The sequence below is a fragment of the Ramlibacter sp. genome (assembly GCF_029866045.1).
Taxonomy (GTDB): Bacteria; Pseudomonadota; Gammaproteobacteria; order Burkholderiales; family Burkholderiaceae_C; genus Ramlibacter.
The window spans coordinates 1-19,940 of the sequence record NZ_JARXAB010000171.1 but is presented as its reverse complement, the minus strand read 5'-3'; the positions used below and the strand labels follow the sequence as shown (position 1 = coordinate 19,940).

At 65.3% G+C, this 19,940-nt stretch carries 16 protein-coding genes; 7 read left to right on the top strand and 9 right to left on the bottom strand.

Annotated features, from left to right (window positions below; all coding sequences use genetic code 11):
• Nucleotides 1-2: 2 nt before the first annotated feature.
• Complete coding sequence (locus QE494_RS16880; RefSeq protein WP_300045257.1) at nt 3-1,715, top strand: thiamine pyrophosphate-binding protein; 1,713 nt, start codon at nt 3-5, stop codon at nt 1,713-1,715.
• 7 nt (nt 1,716-1,722) lie between these two features.
• Here QE494_RS16880 and pyk read toward each other — a convergent pair whose 3' ends face one another.
• On the bottom strand, nt 1,723-3,177 hold the full coding sequence (gene pyk, locus QE494_RS16875; protein WP_300045255.1) for a pyruvate kinase: 1,455 nt from the start codon (nt 3,175-3,177) through the stop codon (nt 1,723-1,725).
• A 225-nt stretch (nt 3,178-3,402) separates the two neighbouring features.
• On the opposite strand from pyk, the gene QE494_RS16870 reads away from it, so the two are divergent.
• The 3 genes from QE494_RS16870 (at nt 3,403) to QE494_RS16860 (ending at nt 8,885) form a co-directional block, all read left to right on the top strand.
• Entirely contained in the window at nt 3,403-4,497 is a 1,095-nt protein-coding gene (locus tag QE494_RS16870; RefSeq protein ID WP_300045253.1) for a fatty acid desaturase, read from the top strand.
• A gap of 190 nt (nt 4,498-4,687) precedes the next feature.
• A complete protein-coding gene (locus QE494_RS16865) occupies nt 4,688-5,770 on the top strand; it encodes a Fic family protein (RefSeq protein ID WP_300045251.1) in 1,083 nt (360 codons plus the stop codon).
• Between the two features lie 22 nt (nt 5,771-5,792).
• The gene (locus QE494_RS16860; protein WP_300045249.1) at nt 5,793-8,885 is read left to right on the top strand and encodes a DUF3427 domain-containing protein; all 3,093 of its coding nucleotides are present in this window, start codon (nt 5,793-5,795) and stop codon (nt 8,883-8,885) included.
• 1 nt (nt 8,886) lies between these two features.
• Here the strand turns inward: QE494_RS16860 and QE494_RS16855 are convergent, their stop codons facing one another.
• The 5 genes from QE494_RS16855 to def form a co-directional block, all read right to left on the bottom strand.
• Complete coding sequence (locus QE494_RS16855) at nt 8,887-10,080, bottom strand: phosphoglycerate kinase (protein WP_300045247.1); 1,194 nt, start codon at nt 10,078-10,080, stop codon at nt 8,887-8,889.
• Between the two features lie 106 nt (nt 10,081-10,186).
• Nucleotides 10,187-10,525 (bottom strand): AzlD domain-containing protein, encoded by a 339-nt coding sequence (locus QE494_RS16850; RefSeq protein WP_300045292.1) that lies wholly within the window; start codon nt 10,523-10,525, stop codon nt 10,187-10,189.
• 11 nt (nt 10,526-10,536) lie between these two features.
• Complete coding sequence (locus tag QE494_RS16845) at nt 10,537-11,268, bottom strand: AzlC family ABC transporter permease (protein WP_300045245.1); 732 nt, start codon at nt 11,266-11,268, stop codon at nt 10,537-10,539.
• 12 nt (nt 11,269-11,280) lie between these two features.
• Entirely contained in the window at nt 11,281-12,246 is a 966-nt protein-coding gene (gene fmt, locus QE494_RS16840) for a methionyl-tRNA formyltransferase (protein ID WP_300045290.1), read from the bottom strand.
• Nucleotides 12,247-12,303: 57 nt separating this feature from the next.
• The gene (def, locus tag QE494_RS16835) at nt 12,304-12,816 is read right to left on the bottom strand and encodes a peptide deformylase (protein WP_300045243.1); all 513 of its coding nucleotides are present in this window, start codon (nt 12,814-12,816) and stop codon (nt 12,304-12,306) included.
• A gap of 107 nt (nt 12,817-12,923) precedes the next feature.
• Between def and QE494_RS16830 the strand changes: the two genes are divergently transcribed.
• The 3 genes from QE494_RS16830 (at nt 12,924) to QE494_RS16820 (ending at nt 16,259) form a co-directional block, all read left to right on the top strand.
• Nucleotides 12,924-14,150 (top strand): LysM peptidoglycan-binding domain-containing protein, encoded by a 1,227-nt coding sequence (locus QE494_RS16830; RefSeq protein WP_300045241.1) that lies wholly within the window; start codon nt 12,924-12,926, stop codon nt 14,148-14,150.
• Nucleotides 14,151-14,346: 196 nt separating this feature from the next.
• Entirely contained in the window at nt 14,347-15,588 is a 1,242-nt protein-coding gene (locus tag QE494_RS16825) for a DNA-processing protein DprA (RefSeq protein WP_300045288.1), read from the top strand.
• Nucleotides 15,589-15,713: 125 nt separating this feature from the next.
• On the top strand, nt 15,714-16,259 hold the full coding sequence (locus tag QE494_RS16820) for a DUF494 family protein (RefSeq protein WP_300045239.1): 546 nt from the start codon (nt 15,714-15,716) through the stop codon (nt 16,257-16,259).
• 140 nt (nt 16,260-16,399) lie between these two features.
• Here the strand turns inward: QE494_RS16820 and secF are convergent, their stop codons facing one another.
• The 3 genes from secF to yajC all read right to left on the bottom strand — a co-directional run bounded on the left by secF (nt 16,400) and on the right by yajC (nt 19,686).
• On the bottom strand, nt 16,400-17,353 hold the full coding sequence (gene secF, locus QE494_RS16815) for a protein translocase subunit SecF (RefSeq protein WP_300045237.1): 954 nt from the start codon (nt 17,351-17,353) through the stop codon (nt 16,400-16,402).
• Between the two features lie 3 nt (nt 17,354-17,356).
• Nucleotides 17,357-19,234, bottom strand: a complete 1,878-nt coding sequence (gene secD, locus QE494_RS16810) for a protein translocase subunit SecD (protein WP_300045235.1) — start codon at nt 19,232-19,234, stop codon at nt 17,357-17,359.
• A 113-nt stretch (nt 19,235-19,347) separates the two neighbouring features.
• Nucleotides 19,348-19,686, bottom strand: coding sequence for a preprotein translocase subunit YajC (gene yajC, locus QE494_RS16805; protein WP_300045233.1), 339 nt, complete (start codon nt 19,684-19,686; stop codon nt 19,348-19,350).
• Nucleotides 19,687-19,940: the final 254 nt, after the last annotated feature.

Sequence of the window (19,940 nt, the reverse complement as noted above, 5' to 3'; positions counted from 1 at the left end):
ACGTGGAAACGACAAATCGCCAGATCGCGGGCCACCTGCTGGTGGAGTGTCTAGCGGCGCAAGGGGTCACCCATGCCTTTGGTGTTCCCGGCGAAAGCTTTCTGGCGGTGCTGGATGGCTTCCACGCCTACCGTGACCGAATCCGCTTCATCACGGCGCGTCATGAGGGAGGCGCCTCCTTTATGGCGGAGGCGGCAGGAAAGCTCACAGGACGCCCTGGCGTTTGCTTTGTCACGCGGGGACCCGGCGCCACCAACGCATCAATCGGTATTCATACCGCCTACCAAGACAGCACGCCGATGGTGCTTTTTGTCGGTGATGTGGGTAGCGATTTTCGCGATCGAGAGGCCTTCCAGGAGCTCGACTTTCGAACCTTTTTTGGTCCCACAACGGGGGGTATGGCAAAACGTGTGGAGCGTATCGATTCGCCCGAGCGTTTGCCCGAATACATCGCCCGCGCCTTCGCTACCGCCATGAACGGCCGCGCAGGGCCGGTGGTCTTGGTGTTGCCCGAGGACATGCTCACGCAAATGGTGAGCAGCCGACCGCTTCCGCGGGTAAGCCCTGTTGCCGCCGCGATCACGGCAAACGACCTGTCGCGCTTGCGTGAATTGCTGGTGGCCGCGAAACGGCCCTTGGTTATCGCAGGCGGCTCCGGGTGGTCGGTTGCGAGTGCGAAGGCCTTGCAGCGCTTCGCTGAAAACTGGTCCCTGCCGGTCGTTAATGACTTTCGCTGCCAAGATGTCTTCGACAACCACCATCCTCAGTACGCGGGGGATGCCGGCATCGCCATAAACCCCAAACTCGCCCAGCGGATTCGCGATAGCGATCTTGTAATCGCCCTCGGTGCGCGGCTCGGGGAGATGATGACCAGCGGATACAGCCTGCTGGAAGTGGCTAGGCCCCACCAGAAACTAATTCATATTTACCCAGGCGCTGAAGAACTTAACCGGGTCTATCAGGCGGATCTGCCGATCTTAGCGACTGTCGATGCCGCCTGTACGGCCTTGGAAGCCATTCAGGCATCTCCAAGCTGCACGTGGCTGGAATCGACGCGGGAAGCACACAAGGAATACGAGGCGAACTTTGAGAGACACAGCTTGCCGGGACAGGTAGATATGCATCAGGTGCTCGCCCTGATCAGCAAGCACTTGCCAGCCGACGCTGTGCTCACGAATGGCGCAGGTAACTTTGCCACCTGGCTGCATCGATATCACCGCTACCACGGGCTGGTCAAGGGCGTCAAAACGCAGTTGGCGCCCGTCTCGGGCGCCATGGGGTACGGCGTGCCGTCGGCGGTTGCAGCCAGCTTGGTGACCGGGCGAAGTGCCTTCACCTTGGCCGGCGATGGTGACTTCATGATGAACGGACAAGAACTTGCCACTGCGGCGCAGTACGGAGGCAAAACCATTGTGGTCATTGTGAACAACGGCATGCTCGGCACCATCCGCATGCATCAGGAGCGCGAATTCCCAACGCATGAAACAGCTACGAGGCTCGTCAATCCCGACTTTGCTGCTTTAGCCAGGGCGTATGGCTATGCCGGGGAGCGCGTCGAAAAGACAGATCAATTTGAAGCCGCGTTTTTGGCCGCACTCGCTCGGCGAGAAGGCACCGTGATCGATGTCGTCATCGACCCGGAAGCCCTGACGACTCGCGGGACCTTGTCCGCCATTCGCGATGCGGCACTTAAGCGGCAGGCCGCTAGCGCCTGAGCCTCCCTCAGGACGCCCGACAGATCTTGAGCATGTTGGTGCCGCCGGGCACCCCCATCGCGTCGCCGCAGGTGATCGCGTAGATGTCGCCGCTGGTCACGATGCCCCGCATCTTCAGGTGCTCCTCGGCAGCGGCCAGCGCGCGCTCGCGCTGGGTGGCGTCGTCCACCAGCAGCGGGCGCACGTTACGAAACAGCGCCATCTTGCGCTGGGTGGACAGCTTGGGGGTGAGCGCGTAAATCGGAATATGGATGCGGTAGCGCGACATCCACAGCGCGGTCGAGCCGGTGTCGGTGAGGGCCACGATCGCCTTGCAGCCCAGGTGGTGGGCGGTGAACAGCGCGCCCATGGCGATGGATTGGTCGATGCGCCCGAAGCGCATGCCAGTGAAGTCCGCGTCCAGGCTCACGTCCTCGGCAATCTCGGCCGAGGCGCAGATGGAAGCCATTTCGATCACCGTCTCCAGCGGGTACTTGCCCGCTGCGGTCTCGGCGCTGAGCATCACCGCGTCGGTGCCGTCGAGCACCGCGTTGGCCACGTCACTCACCTCGGCACGGGTGGGCACCGGGTTGGTGATCATGGACTCCATCATTTGCGTGGCGGTGATCGCCACCTTGTGGTGCTGACGGGCCAGACGGATCATGCGCTTTTGCAGGGCTGGCACCGCCGCGTTGCCCACCTCCACCGCGAGGTCGCCACGGGCCACCATGATGCCGTCGCTGGCCTCGAGAATGGCTTCCAGGTGGGGAATGGCCTCGGCCCGCTCAATCTTGGCGATGAGGCCGGGCTTGTGCCGGTATTCGGCGGCCGCCACGTTGCACAGCTGGCGGGCCATTTCCATGTCGGTGGCGTTTTTGGGAAAGCTCACCGCCACATAGTCGGCCTGGAAGCTCATCGCGGTACGGATGTCCTCCATGTCCTTGGCGGTCAGGGCCGGCGCGGTCAGGCCGCCACCCTTCTTGTTGATGCCCTTGTTGTTGGACAGCTCCCCGCCGAGCTTGACGGTGGTGTGCACCTGCTCGCCCTGAACCCGGTCAACGGTGAGCACGATCAGGCCGTCATTGAGGAGGAGGGTGTCGCCCGGCTTCACATCCCGCGGCAGTTCCTTGTAGTCCAGGCCCACGCCCTGCAGGTCGCCAGGTCCGGTGCGGGCGGCGTCCAACACGAACTTCATGCCGGGCTCGAGCATGACCTTGCCCTCGGCGAACTTGCCCACCCGGATCTTGGGGCCCTGCAGGTCGGCCATGATCGCCACCTCACGGCCGGCACGCTGGGCAGCCTCGCGCACCAGACGGGCACGGTCGATATGGTCCTGGGCCTGTCCGTGGCTGAAGTTCAGGCGCACGACGTTGACGCCGGCGCGGATCATCTGCTCGAGCAGCTGTGGGTCGCTGGAGGCGGGGCCCAGGGTGGCGACGATTTTGGTGGACCGGCGGGTGGTGGGGATGGCAGGTGCGCTCATGGTGTTTTGTCTCCGACCGGGCATTCTCACACGCGGGCTGGGCAGTCAGCGAAAGGGGTATGCCCCTCAGGGCGGGCCGGGCGGGCAAGATGGGCGACAATATCTCCCAGTGAGCCTGCACTGGACGCGCCTTCGCACCAGTGCGGCCCGGCGACCAAGGCGGGGCCCAATCCCCGGATGGCCGCCTTGCTATGTTGCCACCTGCTCCATTGCATTCAAGTTGACATGACCGCGCCCCAGCCGCAACCCCTGGCCCCTGAGGCCCCACTGCCCCACCGAAAAACCATCCGAGAGTGGCTGGTCCCGTTGTCCACCCGGACGACACTGCGCGCCTTCGTGCTGCTGCTGCTGGACTTCGGTCTGCTGTCAGCGGCCATGGCCGGCGTGGTGGGCCTGGCCAGCGCCTGGGCCAAACTGGCCTGCGGCCTCACCGCGGGTTTCGTCACCGGGCGGCTGTTCATCATCGGCCATGACGCCTGCCACCAGAGCCTGACCCCGCACCGCCGCCTCAACAAGTGGCTGGGCCGCATCGCCTTCCTGCCCTCGCTCACCCCCTACAGCTTGTGGGATGCCGGCCACAACGTGGTGCACCACGGCTTTACCAATCTCAAGGGCGTGGACTTCGTCTGGGCGCCCCTGACTCGGGCCGAGTACCAGGCCCTCTCACCCGTGCAGCGCTGGCTCGACCGCGCCTACCGCAGCGGCTGGGCCCCGGGGCTGTACTACCTGATCGAAATCTGGTGGAAAAAGATGTTCTTCCCCAGCACGGGCCAAATGCCCTCGCGCCGCAACATCTTTCTGTGGGACAACCTGCTGGTCGCCGCCTTCGGCCTGGCTTGGTCCGGCGCCCTGGTGGCCGCTGCCGTCCTGACCGAGCAGCCGGTGTGGCTGATGCTGCTCATGGGAATGGTCATCCCCTACATGTTCTGGTGCTCGATGATCGGCTTCGTGGTCTATGTGCACCACACCCATGTGAAGGTATCCTGGCACGACGACCGCGCCGCCTGGCAGAAGGCGCAGCCCTTCGTCTCGACCACCGTGCACCTCACCTTCCCCTGGCGCATCGGCGCGCTGATGCACCACATCATGGAGCACACCGCCCACCACGTGGACATGAGCATTCCGCTCTACCGGCTGCAACAGGCCCAAGGCAAGCTCGAGGAGCTGTTGCCCGGGCGCATCGTGATCCAGCCCTTCTCCTGGCGCTGGTACTTCGGCACCGCGCGCAGCTGCAAGCTGTACGATTTCGCCCAGCGCTGCTGGACGGACTATTCGGGAAGGCCCACCAGCACGCCGGTGGCGCTGCCGACGGCGGCCTGAGCTAAGGCCGTCACGCGCACGAGAAAAGGGGGCCTACAGGCCCCTTTTTGTCTGGCCGAGCACACCACGACGAGCTGGGGCTGGAGGCGAGCGCCTCGGCTCGATTCGCGATACTACTGAAATAAGCCTGCTTTCTAGACACATCTCATCCGAAACGCATAGAATTTAAGAAAATTTATACACGTTACCCGTGCTGCACGCCCTCCATCAACTGAGTACTCGGCGTTTTGAGACGCCAGAAATCCTCAAACGACTTGCTAGCAGCAGCCGCCAGTTAGCCGAGCTCAAGGGAGTGGCCGCGACGATTCCCAATCAGGGCATTTTGATCAACACCCTGGGCATGCAGGAGGCCAAGGACAGCTCCGAAATCGAGAACATCGTCACCACCCATGACGAACTGTTCAGGGACGAAGCCCGACCGGACGGAGCCGCGAGCGCAGCGGCCAAGGAGGTCTTGCGGTACCGGCAAGCATTGCAGGTGGGCTACGAGCAGGTGCGGTCAACCGGCCTTCTGACAGTCCGAAACATCGTGGATATCCAGATGGCGCTGGAGCGCAATCAGGCCGGCTTTCGCAAACTGCCTGGCACCACGCTCCAGGATGCAGCAGGGCGGGTGGTGTACACCCCACCCCAAGATGTCGCAGAGATTGAACGGCTGATGCGAGACTTGGAGCGCTTCATCAACGAGGAGACGCTTTTCGACGCGGACCCCTTGATCAAGATGGCGCTCGTGCACCATCAATTCGAGAGCATCCATCCTTTCTACGACGGCAACGGCCGGACAGGCCGAATCTTGAACGTGCTGTATCTGGTGAAGTCCGGTCTGCTCGACATACCTGTGCTCTATCTCAGCCAGCACATCGTCCGCACCAAAAGCCGCTACTACGAGCTGCTGCAGGCAGTTCGGGAGCATGACGCGTGGGAGGACTGGGTGCTTTACATGCTAGAGGCCGTTGAGACGACCGCCCGGCAGGCGGTCATCACCATCGGTGCCATCCGATCGGCGCTGATGGACTACAAGCACCGAATTCGGTCTGCGCACAAGTTCTACAGCCAGGACCTGATCAACAACCTGTTCACGCACCCCTATACAAAGATCGAGTTCGTGCAGGCGGATCTGGGTGTGTCGCGGCTGACCGCGACCAAGTACCTCGACGCGCTGGCTGCCGCTGGCTTCGTCGACAAGCTGCGGGTGGGTCGCAGCAACTACTTCATCAACGTCGCGCTGCAGCGGATCTTGGTGGGGCTGCCGGAGGGAGGCAAGGGACCGTGATCCCACAACATCAAACGCGCCAATGACGCATTTGCCAAAAGGCCGATACCTCAGCCTCCTGACACCTGCAATGGTCGGGGAAATCGGGCACCTCCTTGCCGAGGGGCGCGCGGAGACCGCGCCCTTGCATCCGGCCGAAGCGGCCGACCGACTGGCTCTGCACCTGACACGGGTCCTTGAGAAGGGAATCTCATCGATGAAGGAGGACGAGCGGGTGGGCCTCGGCATCAAGCTCACGTCCGAACTGGTCAAGCGCATCGCCGAGTCCACGCTGGCATCACTGGCAGACGGCGAACCCGATAACTCCGCCAAAATTCTGACCGCACTGTTGGGCACCGGGCCCGACGGTATGCCAGAAGCCATCCCGGAGCCGCTGATTCCCTTGTTGGACACGGCGCTAATGACCAACGCACCGGGTGATCCCCGAGTGGGGCAGCAGGTGCTGACGGAAATAGGGTCGGCTGACCGCATCGATTTGATCATGGCATTTATTCGCCTCAGTGGCATCCAACCGCTGCTTGGCGCCTTGCGAAGGCATTGCGAGGCAGGCCGCCCCTTGCGCGTTTTGACCACCACGTATACGGGCTCGACACAGTCCAGCGCGCTGTCGCGTCTCCAAGAACTTGGCGCACAGGTACGGGTTTCGTACGACGAAGGCATGACACGCCTGCATGCCAAGGCATGGCTGTTCCAGCGTAACTCGGGCTTCTCCACTGCCTACGTGGGTTCGTCCAACCTAACTCATTCGGCCCAGGTTACCGGCCTCGAATGGAATGTCCGATTTTCCGAGGCGCGCAATCCGCACGTACTCGATAAGGTGGCTGCCGTATTCGACAGCTACTGGCATTCGGGGGATTTCATCGAATTCGATCCAGGTCAATTCCAGGCCGCTATACAAGCGGGTCGACGCGGATCACCGGCATTAATGATGTCGCCAGTCGAACTGCGCCCGGAACCGTTTCAGGAGCGCTTGCTCGAACAGATCGAACTCTCGCGACAACAAGGGCACCATCGCAACCTTCTAGTGTCTGCGACAGGCACAGGAAAGACCGTCATGGCTGCCCTCGATTACGCCGGACTTCGGCAGCGCCTGCCGAGGGCCAGGCTGTTATTCGTCGCCCACAGAAAGGAAATCCTCGAGCAAACGCTAGCTACGTTCCGTCATGCCTTGCGCGACGCGTCCTTCGGGGAGCTTTGGGTCGATGGGCAGCGACCGCAGGCCTTTGATCACGTCTTCGCTTCCATTCAGAGCCTGAGCCGGAGTAGGATTTCCAAACTTGACGCGGCGCATTTCGACATCGTGGTCATCGACGAGTTCCACCATGCGGAGGCAGCCACGTATCGTGCGCTGATTTCCCATCTGCAGCCCACCGAGTTGCTGGGTCTCACCGCCACCCCCGAGCGCGCCGATGGCTTGCCTCTGCTGCACTGGTTTGGCGGCCGAATCGCGGCGGAATTGCGATTATGGGATGCCATCGACCAGCACCGACTCGTACCCTTCACGTATTACGGCCTCGCTGACTCACTGGACTATCGCGAAATTCCTTGGCGGCGAGGGCGTGGTTACGAGGTCAGCGAACTTTCGAAAATCATGACCGCAGACGACGCCTGGGCCCGCAAGGTCGCCCAGGCGCTTTCTGAAAAAGTGGATGACATCGGCAGCATTCGCGCTCTGGGGTTCTGCGTGAGCGTCGACCACGCACGGTTCATGGCGCGGGTTTTCCAATCACTGGGGATCCGCAGCGTGGCCATCTGGGGGGACACGCCTGCAGACCTCCGCCAGCAGGCACTACGACAACTGGCTGCCGGCGCGATAAACGTGCTGTTCTCCGTCGACCTTTTTAATGAGGGCGTCGATGTACCGAGCGTGGACACACTACTCATGCTCAGACCGACAGACAGCGCGACATTGTTCCTTCAGCAGTTCGGCCGGGGATTGCGTCGACACCCTGGAAAGTCAACCTGCATAGTCATCGATTTCATCGGACATCACCGCCGCGAGTTCCGTCTAGACAACCGGCTGCGTGCATTGGTCGGTGGCAACCGCGCCAGCTTGAAGGAGCAGGTTGAAGCAGGCTTCCCCTTCCTTCCTGCTGGCTGCCACTTGGAGTTCGACCGGGTTGCCCAGGATCGGGTGCTGGAAAGCATCAAGTCGTCATTGCCGCAGCGCTGGGACCAGAAGGTCGGGCAATTGCGCGAGATGTGTCAGGGCGGCCGGCCTGTAGGGCTTGTGGAATTTCTCGAAGAGACGGGCCTGGAGCTTGAAGACCTGTACAGCGGGAATAAATGCTGGACTGACCTCCTCACCGACGCAGGACTAGCCCCGCCCGCATCGGGCGAGTTTGAGGCTGGCCTTCGCCGCGCAATATCGCGGGTCCTGCATGTGGACGATACGCTGCGACTGGACGGCTACCTTCAGTTGGCCAGGCGTACGACTGCACCGGCCGTAGACGAGCTCTCGGTACGTGAGCAGCGTTTGCTCCGTATGTTGGTCACGGCGCTCATGTCCCAGGTGACAACGCCCCAGACCTCATTCAAGGAAGCCGTGCAATCGCTCTGGCAACAGCCGCTCGTTCTTCAGGAATTGAGGGAGCTCATGGAGGCACTCCAATCTCGCGTCAGCCATTTGGGCAAAGCACTCATCGAACGGCCCGAGGTTCCGCTCACCGTCCATGCTCGCTATTCACGCGTCGAAATCCAGTCGGCCTTCGGGGACGGAGACAAGGCTCGTGCGCCCGTCTGGCGAGAGGGCGTGAAATGGATGCAAGGGGAAAACTGTGATGTTTTCCTGGTCACCTTCGATAAAACTGGCAAGCGTTTCTCACCGACCACCCGGTATCGTGACTACGCGATCAGCCGCAACCTACTGCACTGGGAAAGTCAGTCGCGGACCAAGGCTTCGGATCCGACAGGGACACGTTACCGCCTACACCAGGATCGGGGCAGCGGCGTCATGATCTTCGCGCGGCTGAATGAGGACGACCGCAGCTTCTTTTTCCTAGGCGCAGCCACCTACGTGTCACATCAATCGGACATGCCGATGCAGGTGACCTGGCAACTCAGGCATCCGCTTCCAGGCGACTTGTACGCAACGTTCGCGGCAGCGGTCGCTTAATTCAGCCCTTCGCGCGCTTCTCCAGAATCTCGAACGCCGGCAGCTGCTTGCCCTCGAGGATCTCCAGGAAAGCGCCGCCGCCGGTGGAGATGTAGCCCACCTCCTTCTCGATGCCGTACTTGGCGATCGCCGCCAGGGTGTCGCCACCGCCAGCGATGCTGAAGGCGCTCGATTCGGCGATGGCACGGGCGATGGTTTCGGTGCCGTGGGAGAAGGCCTCGAATTCAAAAACGCCCACCGGGCCATTCCAGACAATGGTGCCGGCGGCCTTGAGTTGCGCCGCCAGACGGGCCGCAGTCTGCGGGCCGATGTCGAGGATCAGGTCGTCGTCCGCCACCTCGGTGGCGGGTTTCACGGTGGCCTGCGCATCAGCCGCAATGGTCTTGGCCACCACCACGTCGGTGGGGATCGGCACCTCGGCGCCGCGGGCCTTCATCGCCTCGATGACCGCTTTGGCTTCAGCGAGCAAGTCGGGCTCGGCGAGCGACTTGCCGATGTTCAGGCCGGCGGCCAGCATGAAAGTGTTGGCGATGCCGCCGCCGACGATCAGCTGGTCGACGTTGGCCGCCAGCGACTTGAGGATGGTGAGCTTGGTCGACACCTTGGAGCCGGCCACGATGGCAGCGAGGGGGCGCTTCGGGTTGGCCAGCGCCTGGGAGATGGCGTCGATCTCGGCGGACAGCAGCGGGCCGGCGCAAGCGATCTTGGCGTACTGGGCAATACCGTAGGTGGAAGCCTCGGCCCGGTGCGCGGTGCCGAAGGCGTCGTGGACGAAGATGTCGCACAGGGCGGCCAGCTTCTGCGCCAATTCGGGGTTGTTCTTCTTCTCGCCCTTGTTCACCCGGCAGTTTTCCAGCAGCACCACCTGTCCAGGGGCCACCTGAACGCCGTCAACCCAGTCGGACCGCAGCGGCACCTCGCGTCCGAGCAGCTCTGACAGGCGCGCGGCCACCGGGGCCAGCGAGTCTTCGGGCTTGAACTCGCCCTCGGTGGGGCGGCCCAGGTGGGAGGTGACCATCACCGCCGCGCCAGCGTCGAGGGCCATGCGAATGCAGGGCAGCGAGGCGCGGATGCGGGTGTCTTCGGTGATGTGGCCGGCATCGTCCTGCGGCACGTTGAGGTCGGCGCGGATGAAGACCCGTTGGCCACGGGCCTGGCCCTGGGCGCAAAGGTCGGAGAAGCGGAGGATGTTCATGGGGTGAGGGTGAGAGAAGGCCCCGGCAATCCCCGGGGCAGCCCTTGATTCTAGGCAGGCACAGGTCGTACCCCTGCGCGTCCTGCCCGACCGTGGCAGCCTCGGGCTACCAGCCCAGGCCCAAGTGCAGCGGCAGGTAGACCGCCATGCCCACGACGATGGTCGCCAAGGTGCTGCGTCGGGCCAGGAAATAAGCCGCGGCGCCGGCGGCAGCGCCGAAGATGCGCGCGTCCTGCCAGGTGGGCACCAGGTAGCCCTGACTCATCACCACCTCCGGGAGAACCACCGCCGCCAGGGCTGCCACGGGTGCGTACTGCAGCCCGCGGGCAACCCAGGCTGGCAGCTTCCAGGGCTGGCTCGAAATGAAAAAGAAGCAGCGCGTGAGCACGGTCACCGCCCCCAGACCCAGGAGGGTCGCCAAGGTCCACAGGTCTGTGCCCGCCAACAGTGCGTCGATCATGGGGCGGCCTTGCGCGGCGGCGGCAGACGCTCGATCAGCAGGCAAGCGGCCACTGCGACACCGATCGCCACCACGATGTTGATGCGCAGGGGCAGGGCGTAAGCCGCCACTGCGGTGGCGGCGGCGACCGCGCCAGCCAGCACCCGCAGCCACTGGTTAGCCAGCGAGCAAAGGATGCCCACGAGAGCCAGGATGCCGGCAAAGCCCAGGCCCCAATGGGTGGGGATGGCATTGGCCAGCGCGATGCCTGCCAGCGAGGGCGTCATCCAGCAGACCCAACCCAGCGCGTTGGCACCGCCCAGAAAAGCCTCCTGGGCGCGCCGCCCCGCGTCATCGCTCGCAGGCTCCGGTCGGCGCTGGGTGAGCAACACGTAAGACATGTCCACCGTGAGGTAGCCAAAAAACAGCCGCCGGGCCAGGGGCAGGTGCATCAGGTACTGGCGTAGGTGCAGGCTGAAAACCACGAAGCGCAGGTTGACGCAAAAGCCGGTAGCCAGCACCACCCAGGGCGGCGCGCCGGCCACCAGCAGGGGCAGGGCTGCCAACTGGGCGCTGCCCGCGTAGACCAGCAGCGCCATGGCCAGGACCTCGGGCAGGGACAAGCCCGACTTGACCATGGCCACCCCAGTCATCAGGCCCCAGGCCGCCAGCCCCGGCATCTGCGGCGCCATGGCCCGCATGCCCACGCGGAATTCGGGATGTGCAATGTCAAAGAGGCGCGGGGCCATGGTGTGACGGTTTCAGCCAGCCGTGCCCAGGCGCTGCCCGGAGACGAGTGCAAAACCGCGCAGGAAGTCCGCGGCGGTCAGGCGCTTGCCGCCGGCGCGCTGTAACTCGGTCGCGAGCAGTTGTCCGTGCCCGCAGGCAATACGCACGCCCTCGCCATCGGCCGCCATCACCTGGCCCGGCACTGCATCGGGCGCCTGTGCGTCCAGAGCCTGAGCGCGCCAGACCTTCACCACCTCGGCCCCCATCACGCTGCTGGCCCCGGGAAAGGGATCGAAGGCACGCACCCGGCGAGCGATCACCTCGGCGGGTAGCGACCAGTCGATGCTGGCCTCGGCCTTCTCGATCTTGTGCGCATAGGTCACGCCCGCAGCCGGCTGCTGCACGGGTGCGAGCTGCCCCTGGGCGGCGAGATCCAGCGCCTGGAGCACCAGATCGCCGCCCAGCGCGGCCAGTTGGTCGTGCAGGGTCGCGGTGGTGTCCTCAGACGTGATCGGCAGGCGGCCCGTGAGCAGCATGTCGCCGGTGTCCAGGCCCTCGTCCATCTGCATGATGACCACGCCCGTCTCGGCGTCGCCGGCCTCGATGGCGCGATGAATCGGCGCGGCGCCGCGCCAGCGGGGCAGGAGCGAGGCGTGGATATTGAGACAACCCAGGCGGGGCAGCTGCAGCACCCAGGCGGGCAAGATGAGACCGTAGGCGGCCACCACCAGCACGTCGGGCCGGGCAGCCTCGAGCGCCGCCCGTGCGGCCTGGGCCTCCTCGGGGTACTTGCCGTCCAGCCGAAGGCTACGCGGCTGCGCGACGACCAGCGCCTGATCGAGCGCGAACTGCTTGACCGGCGAGGCCTGCAGCTTCATGCCCCGGCCGGCGGGCCGATCGGGCTGGGTCAAGACCAGAGGGATGTGGCAGCCCGCAGCGTGGATGCGCGCCATGGCCACACGCGCGAATTCGGGTGTGCCGGCAAAGGCGACACGCAGCCTGACGCAGGGGTGCGCGTAAGGACTCACCGTCTTGGAGGCTGAATCCACCGGGTCTCAGGTGCGCAGCGCTTCGCGCCGCGCCTTGGCGAGCTTGGTCTGGATGCGGGTGCGTTTGAGGAGGGAGAGGTACTCGACGAAAACCTTGCCCTTGAGATGGTCCATCTCGTGCTGGATGCAGACCGCCAGCAGGCCGTCGGCCTCGATCACACGCTCCTGGCCCTGGTCGTCCTGCGCGCGGACCTTGACCGCGGTCGACCGCTCGACGCCGTCGTAGATGCCGGGCACCGAGAGGCAACCCTCTTCGTTGAGCTTTTTGCTCTCGCTGGCCCAAACGATTTCGGGGTTGATGAGGGTCATCGGCTGGTCGCGATCCTCGGAGACGTCGATCACCACCAGGCGCAGGTGGTGGTCAACCTGGGTGGCAGCCAAGCCAATGCCGCCGGCGTCGTACATGGTCTCGAGCATGTCGGCCACCAAACGGCGCAAGGCATCGTCCACCTGGGCCACTGGTTGGGCGACGGTGTGAAGGCGGGGGTCGGGATAGACAAGAATGGGGAGCAGGGCCATGTCAGGACTCGCAAACGACCCACCATTGTCTCCCAGGTCGGGCGCCATCGACGCCGGCGCGAGCACGGGCCGTTGCCCTCGCGGCCGAGAGGCAGCAAAATCCGCTCATGGCACATACTTTCTTACGCGTTCGAACCCTGCAGGCCGCCCTCCTCTTGCTGGGGGGCAGCGTGTCGCAAATAGCCCTGGCCCAGGCGAGCAGCCCCCGCGGGGGCTGGCCCGTCACCCCGGCCCAGCGGGCAGCGGCGCAGCAGGCCGGCGAGGCCGGGGTCCCGCTGGCCGACCTGCGGGCCGGTGCGCCCGAGGTCTACGTGGTCAAGCGGGGCGACACCTTGTGGTCGATCGCAGGCCTGTACCTCCAGAGCCCGTGGCGTTGGCCGCAGTTGTGGGGCATGAACATGCAGGAGGTGGGCAACCCGCACCTCATTTACCCGGGCCAGCAACTGGAGCTGGTCCGCGAGGGAGGCCGTGCCCGCCTGCGCATGGCGGGCCGCGAGGGCGCCGCCGCGGGCGAACCGCCCACGGTCAAGCTCGAGCCCCGGACCCGCAGTGAGGCCCTGCCCGACCTGGCCCTGCCCACCCTGCGCCCGGGCCTGATCGAACCCTTCCTGGCCGAGCCCCTGGTGGTCTCCGAGGCGCAACTGGCCCAGGCACCACGCCTCGTGGGGGCCGGCGACAGTCGGGTGCTTCTCACCCGCGGCGACAGGGCCTACGCACGCGGCCCAGCCAGCGCGCCCATGGTCATGCCAGAGCGCGAAGGGAATGACGCAGGCACGGGTCGGGACTGGGTGGTGGTGCGCGGCGCACGCAACCTGCGCGACCCGATCAGCGGCCAGTCACTGGGGGTGGAAGTGCAAATGGTGGGCCGCGCCCGTCTGGTCCGCGAAGAGGCCGCGCAGGCCAGTCCACCGGTTCCGGCCTCGGTGGACATCCTCAGCGCCCGCCAGGAGCTGCGCGCCGGCGACCAGTTGCTGCCCATGCCCCCGCGCCAGTTCGTGAGCTACGCGCCGCGCGCACCCGAGGCCCCCATCTCTGGGGGTCTGGTGCTGGCGGTCTATGGCGACGCCGTGAGCACCGTCGGCCAGAACCAGGTCGTGGCGCTCAACAAGGGCGCTGCCGACGGCTTGGCCAGTGGCCATGTGCTGGCCATCCTCCAGGAAGGCCGGCGCATCACCGACCGGGACGCGCAGGGCAAACCGCAGGTCATTGCGCTGCCCGAGGAGCGCAACGGCCTGCTGATGGTGTTCCGCGCCTTCGATCATGTGGCCTACGCGCTGGTGCTAGAGACACGGCAAGGCGTGAAAGTCGGCGACCGGCTGGCACCGCCGCGTTAAGGCCCGGGCGGACCTATCCGCCGGCCGCAACCGCAGGGCCGCTGCGGCCGGCTCTTCGAATCAGCGCCTGTGCTCTGCACCTGAGGCTGTCCGCACCAGACCGTCCGCCAAATGGCAGGCGCGGCCCCCCACTGCCCCCTATGGTGCGGACATACGCGAGGGGGACATGGACCACGACGATATCGACCACGAGGGTATGAGCGGTGAGGATCTAGCCGCCTGGCTGCGGCTGCTCCTGACCCCGGGGCTCGGCCCGGCCAAGCAGCGCCGCCTGCTCGCAGCTTTCGGTCTGCCACAGCAGGTGTTCGAGGCCTCGTCCGCCGCGCTGGCAGGCGAGGCGGGCCCGCTCAGCCCGAGCCAGTTAGGGGCCCTGCGGCGTCCCCCTGCGGGCCTGGACGCCTTGGTGGCAGCCACGCAAACCTGGCTGGATGAAGGGGTCACGCCTCGGGGCCGGACCCGGCGGGTCATCACCTTGGCCGACACCGACTACCCACCGGCCCTGCTGGACGCAGAGGACCCGCCCCTGCTGCTCTACGCCCAGGGCCTCCCCTTGGCCAGCGGCCCGCTGGTCTGGCCGCCCACATTGGCGGTGGTCGGCAGCCGCAACGCCACGCCCCAAGGCGTGGCCAATGCGCGGGCCTTTTCACACCACCTGGCCGCACAAGGCTGGACGGTGGTCTCGGGCCTGGCGCTGGGCATTGATGGCGCAGCCCATGAAGGCGCGATCGCGGGCGCGGCATCCCGCGCAACATGCGGCCCATCCTCCGGCGTTGGCGCCACGAGCGAACGCCCACCAGAAGACGCGACAGAGCCGCAATCGGCCCCACTGGCCACAGTGGCAGTGGTCGGCACCGGCCTCGACCGCATCTACCCCTCGCACCATGAGGGCCTCGCGCAACGCATCGGCCAGCAGGGGCTGCTGCTGGCCGAGTTTCCGCTGGGCACTCCGCCGTTGCGAGAAAACTTCCCCCGCCGCAACCGGATCATCGCGGCGATGAGCCGAGGCACCCTGGTCGTGGAGGCAGCGCCGCAGTCGGGCTCGCTGATCACCGCCCGGCTGGCCGCCGAGCTGGGGCGCGAGGTCTTCGCCATCCCAGGCTCCATCCACGCACCGCAGTCCCGCGGCTGCCACGCCCTGATCCGCCAAGGCGCCAAGCTGGTGGAGACCGCACAGGATGTGCTGGAGGAGCTGGGCTGGGTCGTGCCGCAGACACCGGCCCGTACAGCAGCACGACCCAGATCACGGCCACAACCCGAACCCCTAGCAAGTGACCCCGTGCTCCTTGCCCTGGGCTGGGAGGCGGTCGGGCTCGACGCGCTGCTGACACGTACCGGCCAACCCGCGGCCTGGCTACAGGCGCGGCTGCTGGCGCTTGAGCTCGAGGGTCAGCTGAGCCGGCTGCCAGGGGGCCTGTTTCAAAGGCTGGGGCGCGACTGAGACAGCACCAGGGCAGGTCAGCAGGACGCCCACCGAAGGACAGGCCCGCTCGGAGCCCTGCGGGGAATTGCAACATCTGCGTAGGGCAGGACCTACAGCCGCCACTTCTGGGCTATATTGAGGACATGTTTGAAGTGCTGGTGTTCGTGTACGAAAACTACTGGCGAGGCGATGCCTGCCCCGAGTTGCAACAGCTCGGTCGCAAGCTCAGCGCCCATGGCTTCGAACCCGAGGAAATCCACGACGCGCTGGTCTGGCTCGATGGCCTCAACAGCGCGGCGCAGGCGATCCGCCTCGATCCCTCCTCTGCACCCACTGCGCACACCCCGTCCTCACCGCTGTCGGCCTCGGCCACTGGCTTGAGCGCACGGGATACCGCCCCCACCCAGCACCAGTCGCCGCACAGCTTGCGGGTGTACTCGGTCGCCGAGCAAGACCACCTGGGCGCGCAATGCCTGGGGTTCATCAGCTTTCTCGAGTCGGCTGGCGTGTTGCCACCGCACATGCGCGAGATCGCCATCGACCGCGCGATGGCGGCGCCCGGAGACCCGGTCTCGCTCGACGAGCTCAAGCTCATTGTGCTCATGGTCTATTGGAGCTTCGGCACCGAGCCCGACGCCTTGGTGCTCGACGAGTTGTGCGACGACACGGAACACCGCGTGGCGCACTAAGCCCCCTTCAAGGACATCGCGCCAGCACACTCGGATGAGCCCTTGACGCGTTCAAGAAGCTCAAAGCAAAAATGGCCGCTCACGCGGCCATTTTTACTTTGGGGCTTGATCGAAACCTGATCAACGCGTGGGCGCTTGCCTCACACCACCGCGCCGGCGTTCGGATCCCCAGGGTCCCCGTCCTTGCGCGGCGCGGCCTTGATCAAATCCTCGCGCTTGATACCCAGCCACATCGCGATGGCAGCCGCCACGAACACCGAGGAGTAAATGCCGAACAGGATGCCAATGGTCAGGGCCAGCGCAAAGTAGTGCAGCGTCGCGCCGCCAAACAGCAACATGGACAACACCATGATCTGGGTCGAACCGTGGGTGATGATGGTGCGGCTGATGGTGGAGGTGATCGCGTTGTCGATGATCTCCACCGTGTCCATCTTGCGGTAGCGGCGGAAGTTCTCGCGGATCCGGTCGAAGATCACCACCGACTCGTTGACCGAATAACCCAAAATGGCCAGCACCGCCGCCAGCACCGCCAGTGAGAACTCCCACTGGAAGAAGGCGAAGAAGCCCAGGATGATGACCACGTCGTGCAAGTTGGCGACGATCGCTGCGACCGCGAACTTCCACTCAAAGCGCAAGGCCAAATACACCATGATGCCCACGACCACCATGGCCAGGGCCTTGAGACCGTCGGCCGCCAGTTCTTCACCGACCGAGGGGCCGACGAATTCCGCGCGCTTGAGCAATACCTGCGGTTCGGCGGCCTTGAGCGTGGCCATCACCTGATCACTCTGCTGGGCCGAGCTCACGCCTTTTTGCGCGGGCAGGCGAATCATCACGTCACGCGCAGTGCCAAAGTTCTGCACCTGCACCTCGGCAAAGCCGAGGCTGGAGACAGACTGGCGAATTCGCTCGACCTCGGCCGCCTGCGGGTACTGCACCTGCATCACCGTACCGCCGGTGAATTCCACCGACAGGTGCAGGCCACGCGTCACCAGGAAGAACACCGCCAGGGCGAAGGTGACGAAAGAGATGACGTTGAACACCACCGCATGGCGCATGAAGGGGATGTCGCGCCGGATCTTAAAGAATTCCATGATTTATCCCTTCTTGGCCACGGCGTCACCCTCGGGCCGCCAGACGGTGCCGATGGACACCGACTTGAGCTTCTTCTGCCGGCCGTACCAAAGGTTGACCAGGCCACGCGAGAAGAACACCGCCGAGAACATCGAGGTCAGGATGCCGATGCAGTGCACCACCGCAAAGCCGCGCACCGGGCCCGAGCCGAAGGCAAGCAGGGCCAGGCCGGCGATCAGGGTGGTGATGTTGGAGTCCAAGATGGTGGCCCATGCGCGGTCGTAGCCGGCGTGGATGGCCACCTGCGGCGCAGCGCCCAGACGCAGCTCTTCTCGCACCCGCTCGTTGATCAGCACGTTGGCGTCGATCGCCATGCCCAGGGCCAGGGCCATCGCGGCCATGCCTGGCAGGGTCAGCGTCGCCTGCAGCATGGACAAAATGGCCACCAGCAGCAGCAAGTTGACCGCGAGCGCCAAGCCGGAGAACAGGCCAAACAGCATGTAGTAGATCGCCATGAAGGCGACGATGGCGGCAAAGCCCCAAATGACGCTGTTGAAGCCCTTGGCGATGTTCTCGGCACCCAAGCTGGGGCCGATGGTCAGCTCCTCGATGATCTCCATCGGCGCGGCCAGCGAACCGGCGCGCAGCAGCAAAGCCAGGTCGTTGGCCTCGGTCACGCTCATCGAACCGGAGATCTGGAAGCGGTTGCCCAGCTCGCCCTGGATCACCGGTGCGGTGAGCACCTCGCCCCTGCCCTTCTCGAACAGCAAGATGGCCATGCGCTTGCGGATGTTCTCGCGGCTGGTGTCGCGCATGATGCGGCCGCCCTTGGCGTCAACGGTGAGGTCGACCTTGGGCTGCTGTGTCTGCGAGTCGAAGCCCGGCTGGGCATCGGTCAGGCTGTCGCCGGAGAGGATGACCTGCTTCTTGACGATGACCGCGCGGCCATCCCGCTCGAAATAGCGCTCGGCGCCAAAGGGCACCGGGCCGCTGCCCTGCTCGGCGGCGCGGGCCTCGGCGCTGTCGTCGACCATGCGCATTTCCAGCGTGGCGGTGCGACCCAGGATGTCCTTGGCCTTGGCGGTGTCCTGCACACCCGGCAACTGCACCACGATGCGGTCGAGGCCCTGCTGCTGGATCACCGGCTCGGCCACGCCCAGCTCGTTGATCCGGTTGTGCAAGGTGGTGATGTTCTGCTTGAGCGCCTGCTCTTGCACCTTGCGGCCCGCCTCGGCCTTGATGGTGGCGCTGATGCGGTAGTCGGCGCCGTCCGGGCCGCTGGTGGTGGCCAGGTCGGGGAACTGGGTGGCCACGAGCTTGAGCGCCTGCTCCATCACCGCCGCCTCGCGGAAGCGCACCTCGACAGACTGGCCGTTACGGGTGATGCCGGCATGGCGGATGTTGGCTTCACGCAGCTGGGTGCGCAAATCGCCAGCGTAGGACTCAGCCCGCTTGGTGAGCGCGGCCTGCATGTCGACCTGGAGCATGAAGTGCACGCCGCCGCGCAGGTCCAGGCCCAGGTACATGGGCGCCGCATGAATGGCCGACAGCCAGGCCGGTGAGGCCGGGATCAGGTTAAGGGCGACCACATAGGGCGCATTGGCCGGGTCAGGCACCAGGGCGCGCTGGATGGCGTCCTTGGCCTTGAGCTGGTCGTCGGTGCTGTTCATGCGCGCCCGGACCGAGACACCTTCCAGCGCGATCGAGTGGGGCTTGAGGCCGGCCTGGGCCAGGGCCTGCTCGACACGCGCCAGGGTGGTAGTGTCGACCCGGGTGGTGGCCTTGCCAGCCGAGACCTGGACAGCCGGCGCCTCACCGAAGAAATTGGGCAGCGTGTAGAGGGCGCCCACCAGCAGGGCGACCACCAGGATCAGGTACTTCCAGAGGGGGTAACGGTTCATGGTGGCAAATGCGTTGGGCCGAGGAAGCGGAGCCGGGCGGCGCGGGGAAAGCGGCGCGGCGGCCAGGACACGCGGCGGACGCGGGGCACCGGCCCCGTGAGCGCCGGCGGGCCTTACTTGAGTGTGCCCTTGGGCAGGACTTGGCTGATGGCGCTGCGCTGGAGCTGGATCTCGACGCCATCGGCCACTTCGAGGCCGATGTAGCTGTCGCCCAACTTGGAGATCTTGCCGGCCACGCCACCGGCAGTGACGATTTCGTCACCCTTGGCCAGGGCCTCGATCATGGCCTTGTGCTCCTTCTGGCGCTTCATTTGGGGGCGGATCATGACGAAGTACAGCACCACGAACATGAGCACCAGAGGCAGCATCCCGGTGAGGGAAGACATCATGTCACCCCCTGCGGCGGGGGCAGGGGCGGGGGCGGCTTGGGCGTAGGCGGAAGAAATGAACACGGAAACTCCTGGTTCGAAAAGGGTCGACATGCAAAGCCGCCGGCGAGCGAGGGCTGCCTTGGGGCAGGCGGCCGGCCGACGGCGCTGGCCGGGATTGTAGGCCTGCCCCCAAACTGCGATCGGGCACAGGGTCTCCCTGGGCCTGGCGCACCGGGACGTACAGCTCCGCCGACCTGCCGCACCTTACATTCGGTTCACTACCCGCTCTTTTCGGCAATCCCAACATGTCTGTGCACCCCCACGCCACGTCCACG

Coding starts and splice junctions, on each gene's coding strand:
- QE494_RS16845 (WP_300045245.1), bottom strand. CDS start 11,268: ATGGCCCCGCGCCTCTTTGACATTGCACATCCCGAATTCCGCGTGGGC.
- QE494_RS16830 (WP_300045241.1), top strand. CDS start 12,924: ATGGCACATACTTTCTTACGCGTTCGAACCCTGCAGGCCGCCCTCCTC.
- QE494_RS16825 (WP_300045288.1), top strand. CDS start 14,347: ATGAGCGGTGAGGATCTAGCCGCCTGGCTGCGGCTGCTCCTGACCCCG.
- QE494_RS16820 (WP_300045239.1), top strand. CDS start 15,714: ATGTTTGAAGTGCTGGTGTTCGTGTACGAAAACTACTGGCGAGGCGAT.
- def (WP_300045243.1), bottom strand. CDS start 12,816: ATGGCCCTGCTCCCCATTCTTGTCTATCCCGACCCCCGCCTTCACACC.
- secD (WP_300045235.1), bottom strand. CDS start 19,234: ATGAACCGTTACCCCCTCTGGAAGTACCTGATCCTGGTGGTCGCCCTG.
- QE494_RS16860 (WP_300045249.1), top strand. CDS start 5,793: ATGACGCATTTGCCAAAAGGCCGATACCTCAGCCTCCTGACACCTGCA.
- secF (WP_300045237.1), bottom strand. CDS start 17,353: ATGGAATTCTTTAAGATCCGGCGCGACATCCCCTTCATGCGCCATGCG.
- QE494_RS16870 (WP_300045253.1), top strand. CDS start 3,403: ATGACCGCGCCCCAGCCGCAACCCCTGGCCCCTGAGGCCCCACTGCCC.
- QE494_RS16855 (WP_300045247.1), bottom strand. CDS start 10,080: ATGAACATCCTCCGCTTCTCCGACCTTTGCGCCCAGGGCCAGGCCCGT.
- pyk (WP_300045255.1), bottom strand. CDS start 3,177: ATGAGCGCACCTGCCATCCCCACCACCCGCCGGTCCACCAAAATCGTC.